Source organism: Coprococcus sp. AM11-30B (genome assembly GCF_027674365.1).
Lineage (GTDB): Bacteria > Bacillota > Clostridia > Lachnospirales > Lachnospiraceae > Allocoprococcus > Allocoprococcus comes.
Genome location: NZ_JAQDVB010000001.1, coordinates 145,043 through 160,177, shown reverse-complemented (window position 1 = coordinate 160,177; position 15,135 = coordinate 145,043). Strand labels below are relative to the sequence as shown.

Genomic DNA, 15,135 nt, shown 5'->3' with positions numbered 1-15,135 from the left:
AGAGAGGACCTTAGCATGAAGAAAAAAGGTAATTTTAGAAAAGTAGTATCTGGCTTGCTGGCAGGCATGACAATGCTTAGTACAGTGTTATCTCCGATGACTGCATATGCAGCGGAGATCCAGCCAGAGGAAAAACCTCCACTTTATGAGGAAGTGAAAGACCTTCTGGATGAAGATGAGGTGGTGACTGCCAAAGATTATGAAATTGAAACAGGCAGTGTATTTGATGTGAAATCAGATTACACGGGACTGGAAATCAAGGATGATAACAAGGTCAAAGTCACATTTGAGGAAGCAAAGAATGACAAGAATGAGGATTTTACGACAGATCATGTGGACACTTACAAAGCGGTCTATTATGTGGAACCGGTAAATCAGGAGCATCCGAAGTACCAGATCAGCCGAAAACTGATTGTGCGTGAGAAAGAAACAGAAGTACAGACAGAGGCGGCAGGAGGTGAAGCAATGACCGAATCCAAAACAGCTGGCAGTGAACAGCAGACAGAGGAAGCGGAGGATTCAGAAGCAGACTCGGAATTGCTTCCAACAGAAAAAGTGACGGAAAGTGAGATAGAAGAATTTGATTCTCAGGCAAGCGAACTATTACCGGACATGGAAGAAGATACTGAAAATACAACAGATCCGGAAACAGGTCTTACAGTATCGGATGCAATGGAGCAGGCGGAAGAAGAAGGAATTGATTTATATGCCATGGGAGCTGGTGAAACAGTCACTTTTATGGCAAAGACAAGTGCAAGAAGTGTACAGAAAGTATCTGTTACCAGAGGAACACTGTATCGTTATGCAGATTATGGTTATGGTTCTTATCTGACCTATCAGTATACGGTTCAGTTTGGAAATGTATCTGCGACTGCTTACTGTGTACAGCCATCAAAACCGGGACCAGGAACAGGTAATTATACCATTAGTAAAGTCGGAGATGGAAAAACATTAGCTAAGGTATGTTATTACGGAACCAAGGCAGCAGGAGATGAAGGATTTTTTACAGAAGAGAATGGTTATGGAAATCTTAGTGCTGGAGCAAAATTCATTCTTGTCCATCTGGCGGCTTCGTATGCTAATGGAAGTGGCGATGCTTTTTCCGGAGCGAATAGTACAGCCAAGAATTTAGCAATGAAATTGTATAATTATTGTGTTTCACAGCCGGAAATACCGGATGTAGCAATGTCATTTTCTGATGCAGATGTAAAAGCTTATGTGGATGGCAATTCACAGAGAACTAAAGATATTACATTCAAAGCAGATAAGCTACAGACAATTACAATGAAGCTTCCGTCTGGTGTGAAACTTCATAATCTGAGTACAGGCACAACAAGTAAAGCCGGTGCAAGTGTAGAGATTTGCGGAGAAACAAAATTTTATCTTTCTGCACCACTGACACAGGTGAGTGACGTGGCACAGAGCTGGTCTTCTACAATGAAGGGAAGTATTACAAAAGATTACTCTGCTTATAAAATCACCACCGGATCTGATACGCAGGATCTTGCTCTGGTATTTGGTGAAGGTGTGACAGATGAAAAATATATTGATTTCAAAGTGTCCTGGATTGAGCAGGCTACGATTGAAATCGTAAAGAAAGACGATACAGTGGATGTTAATCTTGCAGGTGCAGTATTCGGTGTTTACAGCGATGAAGCTTGTACAAAGCTGATCACTCAGATGCCGGCAACAGATAAGAATGGAAAATCCTCTGTTACGATCATCAAGACACAGGATACCGTTTATCTGAAAGAAATCACAGCACCACAGGGATATGTAGTAAATGCAACGGCAACAAATGTAAAACTGGTAGCAAGTAAGATCTCGGCTGTGACCGTGGAAAACAAGGAACAGCTGGCAGAACTTACCATTTATAAAGAAGGACAGGTTCTGACAGGAGCAGAGGTCAGTGAGAGCGGAACTGTATTTCAGTATGAAAACCGTAGACAGAAAAATGCTGTTTATAACGTGTATGCCGGAGCGGATATCGTTACTGCTTATGGCACAAAAGTGTACAGCAAAGGTGATCTGGTAAAAGAGAACCTGACTACCGGAGAGAATGGTTCTGTTACACTGAAGAACCTGCATCTTGGAACCTATGTGGTAAAAGAAGCAAAAGCACCAGACAATTTCTATAACGGCAATGAAGAAAAGTCAGTGACTCTGACTTATGCCGGACAGAATAAAGAAGTTGTATTTGCAGATGTGACTTTTAACAACGAGAGACAGAAAGCAGCTGTTTCTGTAGTAAAACAGGATAAAGACACCAGGAAACCACTGAAAGACGGTATTTTTGCTCTGTATGCATCCGATGATATCAGAAATGCAGACGGAACCGTTGTTGTGAAAAAAAGAACGCTGATTGAGAAAGCAACTACTGGCGTAGATGGAACTGCAAAATTCACAGCAGATCTTCCGATTGGATATTCCTATTCTGTAAAGGAAGATCAGGCACCGGAAGGTTATGTAAGAAATACAGAAGATGTGTATACGTTCAAGTTTTCTTACACCAATGATAAAGAAGCAACCGTATCTTTTGCCCATACCTTCAGCAATGACCGTGTGACAGCAAAGATCAATCTTTATAAGGTGGATAAAGAGACAGGAAAAGCAGTACCGCAGGGAGATGCCACACTGAAAGGTGCAGTTTATGGACTGTATGCCCGTGAAGATATTGTGCATCCGGACGGAGCAACCGGAACTATTTATAAAGCAGGAGAGCAGGTAGCTTCTCTTACAACAGATGACAAAGGACAGGCTTCTGTAAATGGCTTATATCTTGGCAAATATTATGTCAAAGAGATTACACCGCCGACCGGATACCTGGCAGATACAGAAGAGCATGATCTTGTGTGCAGTTATGAAGGAGATATGACAGCAGAAGTAAAAAGAGAGTGCACTTCCAGTGAGCAGGTCATCAAGCAGCCATTCCAGATCATCAAAGCAGCCAACAATGGAAAGACAGATGCAGATCTGTTATCCGGAGCTGGATTTACAGTTTATCTGAAATCTTCCCTTACAAAGAAAGCAGATGGAAGCTATGATTTTGATTCTGCCAAACCAGTAGTGAGCGGAGAGAATGGAGCAACTGAGATTTTCACAGATGAAAAAGGGTATGCCTGCAGTATTCCATTACCATTTGGAAGCTATATCGTGCGTGAAACTACAACACCGCATAATTACAAGCCAGTCGATGATTTTGAAGTAAATATCACAGAGCATCATCCAAATGAGCCGCAGATCTGGCGAGTGCTTCTGGATGAAGAGTTTAAGGCAAAACTGAAAATTGTGAAAAAAGACGATGAAACAAAGAAATCCGTATTGATTGCAGGAACAGAATTTAAGGTATATGACCTGGACAACAAAAAGTATGTGGAACAGGTAACAACTTACCCAGTGACAACCACTCACAAGTCCTATTTTACGGATAGCCAGGGATATCTGATCATGCCGAAGAATCTGAAGATCGGACATTACCGGATTGAGGAAGTCAACGCACCGGAAGGGTACACAATCAACAAGAACTATGTAGAGATTGCGGTGGATGCAAACACAGCATACCAGATGGATTCTGAGAGCGGAGATGCCATTATTACGGTAGATTACGAGAACCATCCGGTAAAAGGAAAACTGACGATCTATAAAAAAGGTGAGATGCTGACCGGATTCAAAAAGGATTTTGTTTATGAAGAAAGGTATCTGAAAGGTGCATCATTTAATGTCTATGCAGCTGAAAATATCTATACACCGGATTATCAGAAAGATGAAAACGGAAACAGACAGCTGATCCATGCAAAAGATGCACTGGTAACAACGGTAACGACTGGGGAAGACGGAAAAGCAGTTGTTGATAACCTGCCACTTGGTTCTTACTATGTGGTAGAAAAGACTGCACCGGAAGGATTCGTTCTAAACCATGATAGATCAGAAGTCGCATTTGTCTATGCCGATCAGGATACACCTGTGATTGAACAGGAAGTGACTGTTGGCGATGACCGACAGAAAGTTGCAATCAAGGTAGAAAAACAGGATGCAGAAAATGGTGCAACCGTAGCAGGGGCTGTCTTTGGTATCTATAACAAAGAGGATATCAAGGCAGATGGAAAAGTGATTGTGAAAGCAGATACACTTTTACAGGAAATGACCTCTGATAATGATGGTCTTGCAGCATGTACGCTGGATCTGCCACTTGGACAGTATTGTGTGAAAGAGTTAAAAGCACCGGCGGGATTTGTATCCTCTGATGAAGTTCTGAATCTGGATGCTTCTTACCAGGGACAGGATGTGAAGACAGTAAAAATGAAAACAGTGAAAAAGAACCAGCCGACAACAGTAGAAATCACAAAATCTGATGTAACAACAGGTGTGGAACTGGAGGGGGCAAAACTTACCGTTCTTGACAAAGAAGGAAATGTTGTGGATCAGTGGACGTCTGTAAAAGATCAGCCACATGTGATCAAACGACTGACAGTTGGTGAGGAATACACCCTTCGTGAGGAAATGGCACCTTATGGTTATCTGAAAGCAACGGATGTGAAGTTCACGCTGGAAGATACCGCAGAGATTCAGAAAGTAGAGATGAAAGATGAAGTACCGACAGGACTTCTGATCATCAACAAAAATGGAGAGTTTTTGGATAAGGTGACACTTCTGGATTATGTAAAAGGTAGCGTGGAGCATCTTTTTGAGTATGTAACCGGAAGCCTTGCAGATGTGACTTTCGATGTATTTGCTGCGGAAGATATCAAAGCGGCAGATGGTGTCAGCGAAGATTATTTCAAAGCAGATGAAAAAGTGGGAACCATTACTACAGATTCCAATGGTATTGCACAGATGGGAGATCTTCCGGCAGGCAAATACTATGTGAAGGAAGTAAAAACAGCCCATGGTTATGTGCTGGATGGAGAGCCAAGATATGTTGACCTTTCTTACCGTGATCAGGACACACCAGTCATTACTTATGATGAGAAATGGCAGAATGTCCGTCAGAAAGTAAAGGTTACGGTTCTGAAGAAAGAAAAAGATACAGAACGTGTCCTTGCAGGTGGTGTCTTCGGTCTTTATACCAGGGAAGATATCAAAAATGCAAAGGGTGAGGTACTCCTTGAGAAGGACAGTCTGATCGAGCAGCGAGTAACGGATGAAAAAGGACAGATTACTTTTACGGCAGATCTTCCGGTAGACGGAAAATACTATGTGAAAGAAATCTTTGCGCCGGACGGATTTGTTACAACAGAAGAAGTACAGGAGTTTACCTTTGAATATGCCGGAGAAGACCAGACAGAAGTAAGCTACGATTTTACTTTTGAAAATCAGCCAACCATAGTGGAGTTGACCAAAACAGACCTGACAACAGGTAAAGAACTTCCAGGTGCACACCTGAAAGTGACGGATTCAAATGGTAATACAGTAGATGAATGGACTTCTACGGAAGAATCCCATGTGATCAAAGAACTGGTTGTTGGTAAGGAATACACCATGGCAGAGACAAAACCGGCAGATGGATATGTCACTGCAGAAAGTATTACCTTTACAGTGGAGAATACAGCAGAGATTCAAAAGCATGAGATGAAAGATGATGTGACAAAAGTAGAGATCAGTAAGACGGATATCACAGGAGAAACTGAGATTCCAGGTGCAAAACTGACGATTCTCGATAAGGATGATCAGGTAGTAGAGAGCTGGACTTCCACAGAGGAAGCACACTATATCGAAAAACTGCCAATCGGTAAATATACCTTACGTGAAGAGCAGGCACCGAAAGGATATCTTCTGACTGCTGATGTAACATTTGAGGTGAAAGATACTGGAGAAGTTCAGAAAGTGACTATGAAAGATGATACTGCCAAGGGAAAAGTGATTCTTAATAAGACAGATAAGTCATCAGGAGAACCGCTGAAAGGGGTAGAATTTGAACTCCGTGACAGCAAAGGAAAAGTTCTGGAAACCTTAAAGACAGATGCTGCCGGTCATGCAGAAAGTAGGCTGTATGAGATTGCCACATTTAAGAACGGCAAATATGATACCGCTATCAAGTATTATCTGGTGGAAACAAAGACACTGGATGGATACACCCTGGATCAGACCAAGTATGAAGTGACATTTGCTTATGCAGATGACAGTACGCCGGTCGTGGAAGTCACTTTCAATCTGACAAATGAGAAACCGGAAGTTCCGGAAACACCGAACACACCGGATACGCCACAGTCCCATGAAGAGACGAAGGTATCAAACGCACCGAAAACAGGTGACAGCACGAATATCTGGCTGCCGATTCTGCTTCTGGTAATCTCTACAGGAGGTATGGCAGGACTTTATATCATCAGAAAAAGGAAAAGCAAATAAGGAAACCAACCGTTATGATTGGGAGCTTCTATGTGAGGCTCCCTTTTTCATACAAAAAATCACAGAAAGGAACAGAAAACTATGATGAAAGCAATGGAAAAAAGACAGGAAGCACGAAAAAACCAGGAGAAAACTTTAAAGAGAATGATGGCTTATCAGAAGAAAGCCGAGCAGATGGTCAGCAGAAAGAGAATGAATCATCACATGATCAGAAAGGGGTAAAAGCGTATGATGAACAGAAAAGAATTTTATGAATATGTCAAAGACAATGTAAAGGAGTATCTGCCAGAGTCGTACAAGGACGCAGAAATTAAACTGCAGGAAGTAGTTAAGAATAATGGGTTAAAGCTGACAGGAATTACCATTCCAAAAGGGAACCAGAGAACAGTGCCAACGGTATATCTGGATTCTCTTTATCAGAAATATGTAAATGGAAAAGATGCCGATTCCTGTGTGGGTGATGTAGCCGATATGCGTATTGAGGCACAGGATAAAGCAGAATTTATTGACATGGGAGTACCAGATATTTTCGATTATGAGAAAATGAAGGATAAATTGCAGGTGAGAATCTGTGACCGAGAATGGAATGAAGAACGCCTGGCAGATAAAGTGGTTACAGAACACGGAGATTTCGATGCTTATTATGCAGTAAATTTGAAAGAAAATGAAAATGGAATCGGCAGTATTCCGGTAACTATTTCGCTGATGAATGAATGGGGAGTATCTGCCGAACAGATTCAGACAGACGCAATGGCGGCAGACCAGAATCGTGGTGTTGTTCTGATGGACATGAATGAAATGGTAAAATCTATGATTTTCGGTGGAGAGCCGGAAAATCTTCTGCATGAAAAACTGGATATTGAAGCAATCGAAAATCCAATGTTCTGTCTGACAAATACACAAAAAATGAATGGTGCTTCACTGTTATTGCAGGAAGATATTCGTAAGCAGATTGGCGAGTGTCTTGGCAGTGATTATTTTGTTCTTTCATCTTCAATTCATGAGGTGCTGATTCTTCCGGATAATGGGATGCTTGAAGTACCAGAATTAAATGCCATGGTAAAAGAAGTCAATGAGACACAGGTGGAAAGACAGGAACAGCTTTCTGATAAGGTTCAGTTCTGTGACAAAAAGACCGCAGTAATGGAAAATGCTGAGCGCAGGGAAGCTCGTCTGGAGAAGGAAAAAGCAGCTGAAAAAGCGGAAGTAAAAGGTGGAATCCATGGAAAACTGGAGAAAGCTAAAGCAGAGATCAAGGCAAAAGAGGCAGACAAAGTGCCAAAGAATAAGTCAAAAGATCTTGCCGCAGCATTATAAAGAGAAACAACGATGATTTTAAGGGGACTGTACTAAGCAGTCCCTGATTTTATGAAAAGGAGTAGCACATGGCAAATAAATTATATGCAATGGAACAGCTGACGGAAGAGGTGGCAAAAGATGTAGCTGCCAGTCCGCAGGAATGGATGCGGTTCCTAAACACGGCATCCAGACTGTATAAGTATACTTTTCCAGAACAGCTTTTAATTTATGCACAGCGACCGGAAGCAACTGCCGTAGCATCCATGGAAATCTGGAATCAGAAGATGTACCGTTGGATCAAAAAGGGATCCAAGGGGATTGCCTTGATTGACAATACTTCCGGACCGAAAACAAAACTTCGGTATGTATTTGATGTGCAGGACACTTATAAAGTGCGGAATCTTGGAAAGGATCCTCAGTTATGGAATCTTCCAGTAAAAGGAGAACATCTGGTGGCAGATTATCTGCAGGAGCAGTTATCACTGGAAGATACAGAAGGAGGACTTGCTGAAAGTCTGCATCAGGCAACGAAGGAGAGTATGCAGGAATGGCTTCCAGATGCATTGGAAGAACTGAGACTGGATGTGACAGGGACATTTTTGGAAGAACTGGACGAACAGAATCAGGAAGTAGAATTCCGGGAACTGATGACCAATAGTGTCTGGTATGTATTACTAAACCGGTGTGGACTGGATGTACAGGAGTATCTGGATGCAGAGGATTTTCGGCATATAACGGACTTCAATCAGCTGAAAATATTAGGACATCTGGGAAGTGCAGTCAACGAGATCAGCAGACCAGTCCTGATGCAGATTGGACGGTATGTATTGAATGATCTGGAAAATGACCTGAAAACGGTTGCAAAAGAAAAAGAAGTGGCTTATAATGAGTTTAACACGTTAATTCGTGAAAGCATCAAAAAGAATGTTAGCAATAAAGATGAAAATAAGGAGGAAATTGTCAATGAGAGAGATCACTTACAGCCAGAACGGAGAGTATCAGATTCCAGATATCAGCCTGGAAGAGACGAGAGGAATGATCGGGAAATATGGAATGATGAGGAAAGAGTATCTGAGAAATCACAAGGTAGCAAGGTTCAACATTCTCACACTGCAGAACCGTCTGGACAGTCATCTGATGGAGATCGACAGTCAGGCAAGACAGAGAATAGACAACCTGATGAACGAACTTCTGGAGAAAGATCCGGCACCGGACAAGATGGCAGACACAATGGCGTGGACCAGACACATGAACCAGATCAAGGCACAGGCAGAGGAACTGGTGATTCAGGAGATTATTTACAGTTAAGCCTGTTCCCAACAGAAGAGGAACAGTTAGGGGAAATAAGGAAAGCGGCAGCTGCACTTACACAGCCAGCCGCTTTTTTGATTTCAGATGATATTGTAAATGATATTCTTCGTACCGGAAGTGGAGGCAATAATACGCTTTTTCATATTACAGCAAAACTGATTGAAGGATTAGATCATGAAGAAATGCGAAAATTTCTGATCAGTGAGTATGGTACGGGTGGAAAAGGTTTTACCATCCGTGGACAGAAAATCAGTATCTGGTATGACTGCGATGGTATCCGTATCCGCCGTGGAGATTCCGCCAGACGTAATTTTGACCGTATGGTTACATGGGAGGAAGCAGCTGACCGCATTCGGGATATGTATGAGGAGGGGAATTATGTTTCTAACAGCATTTCCAATAATGCTATCGAAAAAGAACGGGAAGGAACAAGTATTCAATTAGCATTGCATTTTCGGGATACTAACAGAAATCCAGACGAGCGATTGTCTTATCAGGAATGGCAGGAAATAATCCTAGATTGCTTGCTTGAACCGGAAGCTATTCAGGAAATCTATGAGCGGTTTGAATATCTGCAGAAAGACATGGATGAAAATCCAGGGGAATATCATCAATGGGAAATTCAGAACAATCCAAAATTTTTTAGCCGTTTCCGTGACCTGCAGCGGGATATGTCCTGGCGGGATCAGAAACAGCAGGTAGAACGCCCGGAACTTTCTTTTATCACACAGGATGAGATTGACGCAGTATTAAGAAAAGGCGGCATTACGGCTGGTGGTCGTAACCGTATTTATGAATATTTCATGGAACATCATGATACAAAAGAAGCTGCGGATTTCCTGAAAAATGAATATGGGACAGGTGGTTCCTCACCGGGAATCATTGGAGCCTATCAGTCGGATGCGTCTCACGATGCGAAAGGCTTGCGATTGAGTAAAGGGAAAATCGGAAATCCGGATGTGACGGTTTTATTGAAATGGAACAAAGTTGCAGAGCGTGTTCGTCAGCTGGTTCGTAGTGATGATTACCTGTCACCGGAAGAAATGGAAAAGTATGAGGAAAGACAGGAAGCACAACGTCTGGCTGATCTGGAAGAAGCACAGCAGGCTCTTAACTCAGAAAATGATTTGGAAAGTCCGCAGGAAGAACCAGTCCATGAAGTGCAGGAACAGGAAGATACCACAGAATCATTAGAGGAAACAGTATTCAATGAATCGGAAGCAGAAACGGAGTCTCCAATACAGCAGCTAGAAGAAATGGTTTCGGCAGGAAATTTTCATATCACGGATGATGAGCTTGGACAGGGAACACCGAAGGAGAAATTTCGAGCCAATATTATGGCTATCCAGCTGTTAAAGAAATGTGAGGATGAGAACCGTAATGCTACACTAGAGGAACAGGAAATCTTATCCAGGTACGTTGGCTGGGGAGGTCTTGCAGATGCATTTGATGAGACAAAAGCCGCATGGGAGACAGAATATCTGGAATTAAAGACTGTTCTTACACCAGAGGAATATGCTGCAGCCAGAGCTTCCACCTTAAATGCTCATTATACACAGCCGATTGTGATTGACAGTATGTATCAGACGTTGGAGAATCTGGGATTTACAAAAGGAAATATCCTGGAGCCATCTATGGGAGTTGGTAACTTCTTTGGGATGCTTCCGGAGAACCTAAACCAGTCCAAACTCTATGGTGTGGAACTGGATAGTATCAGTGGTAGAATTGCAAAGCTACTCTATCCAGATGCCAATATTCAGATCAAAGGTTTTGAGAAGACAGATTATCCTAATGATTTTTTTGATGTGGCGATTGGAAATGTGCCATTTGGTGCATACAAGGTCAATGACCGTCAGTATGATCGCTACAATTTCATGATCCATGATTACTTTCTCGCCAAGACGATAGATCAGTTACGTCCAGGTGGTGTGGCGGCACTGATCACAACAAAGGGAACTATGGATAAGGCGTCACCGGAAGTCCGGAAATATCTGGCAGAGCGGGCAGATCTGTTGGGAGCAATCCGACTGCCGAACACAGCTTTTAAGGCAAATGCGGGAACAGAAGTCAGTGCTGATATCTTGTTTTTCCAAAAGAGGGAAAGCCTTACGAAAGAAATGCCGGAATGGATAAATCTGGATAGTGATGTCAATGGAATTACGGTCAATCAGTATTTTGTTCAGCATCCGGAAATGATTCTGGGTGAGATGAAAGAAGTGTCCGGTCCGTATGGTATGGAAACAACATGTGCTCCAATGGAAGGAGCTGATTTGGAATTACAGTTACAAGAAGCTGTGAAACAAATTAAGGGAAGCATGGTACCGGCAGTAGATGTGGAAACAGAACTGGATGAGATGCCAGAGAGTATTCCGGCTGATCCGAATGTTAGAAATTACAGCTATACGGTGGTAGATGATCAGGTATATTATCGTGTCAACTCTTTGATGAATCAGGTGAAAATGCCTGCAACCACTGTAGAACGTGTAAAAGGCATGGTTGCAATCCGTGATACCGTTCGTGAGCTGATCGCCATGCAGATGGAAGAATTTGTCACAGACGAAGAAATCCAAAAACAGCAGGAAAAACTGAATCAGGTGTATGATACCTACACAGCAAAGTATGGAGTTATTGGAAGTAATGCTAATAAACGGGCATTTTCTGATGACTCTTCTTATTGTCTGCTGTGTTCCCTGGAAGACTTGAATGAAGATGGAACATTGAAGCGGAAAGCGGACATGTTCACCAAACGAACCATCAAAAAGGCGGTTGCTGTGACAAGTGTGGAGACAGCCACAGAAGCACTTGCTCTGTCTTTAAATGAAAGGGCTAAAGTAGATCTCCCATATATGGCACAGCTGACCGGAAAGACCGAAGAGAAAATTACAGAAGAGCTGGTTGGAGTTATCTTCAAAAATCCACTGACAGACCAGTGGGAAAGCGGAGATGAATATCTCTCCGGAAATGTTAGGGATAAATTAAATACTGCGAGAACTTTTGCAGAGAATCATCCGGAATTCACATCGAATGTGCGTGCACTAGAGGCAGTTCAGCCGAGAGATCTGGAAGCATCGGAGATTGAAGTGCGTATTGGAGCTACCTGGATTGAACCTTCGGATTATCAGGATTTTATGCAAGAAACATTGCATACACCATGGTATCTGCTTCAGAAAGAAATACAGGTGAAATTCTCTGAGGTAAATGGTGAGTGGAGGATTACAGGAAAGAATGCCGACAGTCCCCAAAATGCGTTTGCCTATGCAACGTATGGAACTGAGAGAGCAAATGCCTATAAGATTCTGGAAGATACCCTGAACCTGAAAGATGTACGCATCTATGATAAGAGTGTCAATGAAAATGGTGATGAGATCCGTGTCCTTAATAAGAAAGAAACCATGCTGGCATCACAGAAGCAGGATGCCATGAAAGCAGCATTTAAGGACTGGATTTTTAAAGACCAGCAGAGACGAGAGAGGCTGGTAAAAGTGTACAATGAACGATTTAACAGCATCCGTCCCCGTGAATACGATGGCAGTCATTTGACTTTCCCAGGAATGAATCCGGAAATTGAACTTCGCCCACATCAGAAAAACGCTGTCGCACATCAGCTTTATGGAGAGAATGTGCTTCTTGCTCATGTAGTAGGAGCTGGAAAGACCTACGAAATGGTAGCGGCGGCAATGGAGAGCAAACGCCTGGGATTATCTCAGAAAAACCTCTTTGTCGTGCCAAACCATTTGACGGAGCAGTGGGGTGCAGAATTCCTACAGTTATATCCGGGAGCCAATATCCTGGTTGCAACCAAGAAAGATTTTGAACCAGCAAACCGAAAAAAATTCTGTGCTAGAATTGCTATGGGGAATTATGATGCCATTATCATTGGACATTCCCAGTTTGAGCGTATTCCAATCTCTGATGAGAGACAGAAAGCTATGTTACGGAAGCAGATTGATGATCTGGAAATGGCAATCCAGAGTGCAAGGTATGAACAGGACGGCGGGCGTTATACCGTCAAACAGATTGAAAAGACCAGAAAGACACTGCAGACAAGGCTGGAAAAACTGAATCAGAAAGAGAAGAAAGATCAGGTAGTTACGTTTGAAGAACTGGGCGTGGATCATTTGTATGTAGATGAAGCACACAGCTATAAAAATGCGTTTCTTTATACAAAAATGAGAAATGTAGCCGGGATTGCACAGAACGAAGCACAGAAGTCCGCAGATATGTTCAATAAATGTCAGTATCTGGACGAGATTACCGGAGGAAAAGGCATTACTTTTGCTACAGGCACACCAATCAGCAACAGCATGACGGAATTATATGTTATGCAGCGGTATCTGCAGAACAGCAAATTACAAAATATGGGACTTGGATTGTTTGATTCCTGGGCTTCCACTTTTGGAGAAGTTGTCACGAGTATCGAACTTGCGCCGGAAGGAACAGGTTATCGTGCAAAGTCCAGATTCGCACGGTTTTATAATATTCCGGAACTGATGAATATGTTCAAGGAGATTGCAGATATCAAGACTTCCGATCAGTTAAAGCTTCCTGTGCCGGAAGCGGAATATGAAACAGTGGTGCTGAAACCAACGGAACAACAGAAAGAAATCGTAGAAAGTCTGGGAGAACGTGCAGAAGTTGTCAGAAACGGCGGGGTAGATGCCTCGGTTGATAATATGCTGAAAATTACCAATGATGGAAGGAAGTTAGCACTGGATCAGCGTTTAGTGAATGAACTATTGCCGGATAATCCGGAAAGTAAAATAGCAGTCTGTGCAGAGAAAAGCTATGAAATCTGGAAAGATACAGCAGCACAGAAATCCGCACAGTTGATTTTCTGTGATTTGAGCACACCAAAAGGCGATGGCAGTTTTAATGTCTACGATGACCTGAAACGGAAGCTGATGGAAAAAGGAGTGCCGGAAAAAGAGATTGCGTTTATTCATGATGCAAATACAGAAACAAAGAAGACGGAGCTGTTTGGGAAAGTGAAATCCGGACAGGTTCGTTTTTTGATTGGCTCAACAGCAAAGATGGGTGCAGGAACCAATGTGCAGGATCGTTTGATTGCCCTGCATCATCTGGATATTGGTTGGAAACCATCTGACTTGGAACAGAGGGAAGGACGTATTATCCGTCAGGGAAACCATAATAAAAAGGTTCATATCTTCCGGTATGTAACTGAATCCACATTTGACAGCTACATGTGGCAGTTGATCGAAAACAAGCAGAAGTTTATTTCCCAGATCATGACCAGCAAAGCACCTGTCCGAAGCTGCGAGGATGTGGATGAAGCGGCACTTTCCTATGCGGAGGTCAAAGCCCTTGCAACCGGAAATCCGGCAGTAAAAGAGAAGATGGCATTGGATGTGGATGTGGCGAAATTAAAGCTTTTAAAAGCGAGCCACATGAATAACCAATACCGACTGGAAGATGATATTGCAAGGAATTTTCCGCAACAGATTGCAAAACTGACAGAGATCATTGACAGCTACAAGGCAGACATCGCACACTTTTCCGAGCGTAAAATCACAGATCCAGAGCAGTTTTCTATGGAAATCAGTGGAAAAGTGTTCACAGAAAAGAAAGAGGCAGGTGCGGCACTTCTGGCGGTCTGCAAAGACATTAAGTCTGTAGATGCAGCTATGGACATTGGAAGCTATCAGGGATTCAACATGAGAATCCAATTCGACAGCTGGAGCAAAGAGTTTATCCTGTCTGTAAAGCATGAATCGGTAGCTAAAGTTCGGTTGGGGGCAGATGCCCTGGGAAATATCACTCGTATCAATAATCTTTTGGAAAGCTATCCGGAGAAACTGGCAGAAGCAGAGCAACGGCTGGAAACGGTTCAGGAGCAGATGACAAATGCCAAAGAGGAAGTCGGGAAGCCATTTCCAAAAGAAGAGGAACTGAGCCAAAAACTGGAGCGGCTGTCAGAATTAAATGCACTTCTCAATATGGATGAACGGGAAGATACAGAAACAGAGCAGTCGGAATCAAAAGAGAAAGAAGAAAGACCAGCACGAGGTTCTATCCATGAAAAACTGCAGATTTATAAAGAAAAGAGTCAACGGGAAAGTGAAACTGGCAAGGAAACCAGAAAACGGGACTTCGGTTTGGAATAAGTAAACAGGAAAGATGGCATAATTTGGTAGAAGAAGGTTCTGCCGGTTATGCCATTTT

At 42.7% G+C, this 15,135-nt stretch carries 4 protein-coding genes; all 4 read left to right on the top strand.

Translation table 11 applies throughout. The features are described from left to right. Positions 1–15 precede the first annotated feature (15 nt). On the top strand, positions 16–6,345 hold the full coding sequence (locus PGU50_RS00700; protein WP_270245959.1) for a SpaA isopeptide-forming pilin-related protein: 6,330 nt from the start codon (positions 16–18) through the stop codon (positions 6,343–6,345). An 81-nt stretch (positions 6,346–6,426) separates the two neighbouring features. Next, positions 6,427–6,567, top strand: coding sequence for a hypothetical protein (locus PGU50_RS00695; RefSeq protein WP_005344203.1), 141 nt, complete (start codon positions 6,427–6,429; stop codon positions 6,565–6,567). A 6-nt stretch (positions 6,568–6,573) separates the two neighbouring features. Next, on the top strand, positions 6,574–7,662 hold the full coding sequence (locus tag PGU50_RS00690; RefSeq protein ID WP_270245958.1) for a DUF5688 family protein: 1,089 nt from the start codon (positions 6,574–6,576) through the stop codon (positions 7,660–7,662). A 68-nt stretch (positions 7,663–7,730) separates the two neighbouring features. Beyond that, positions 7,731–15,077 (top strand): DEAD/DEAH box helicase family protein, encoded by a 7,347-nt coding sequence (locus PGU50_RS00685; RefSeq protein ID WP_270245957.1) that lies wholly within the window; start codon positions 7,731–7,733, stop codon positions 15,075–15,077. The last annotated feature ends 58 nt before the right edge of the window (positions 15,078–15,135 follow it).

Coding starts and splice junctions, on each gene's coding strand:
- PGU50_RS00700 (WP_270245959.1), top strand. CDS start 16: ATGAAGAAAAAAGGTAATTTTAGAAAAGTAGTATCTGGCTTGCTGGCA.
- PGU50_RS00695 (WP_005344203.1), top strand. CDS start 6,427: ATGATGAAAGCAATGGAAAAAAGACAGGAAGCACGAAAAAACCAGGAG.
- PGU50_RS00690 (WP_270245958.1), top strand. CDS start 6,574: ATGATGAACAGAAAAGAATTTTATGAATATGTCAAAGACAATGTAAAG.
- PGU50_RS00685 (WP_270245957.1), top strand. CDS start 7,731: ATGGCAAATAAATTATATGCAATGGAACAGCTGACGGAAGAGGTGGCA.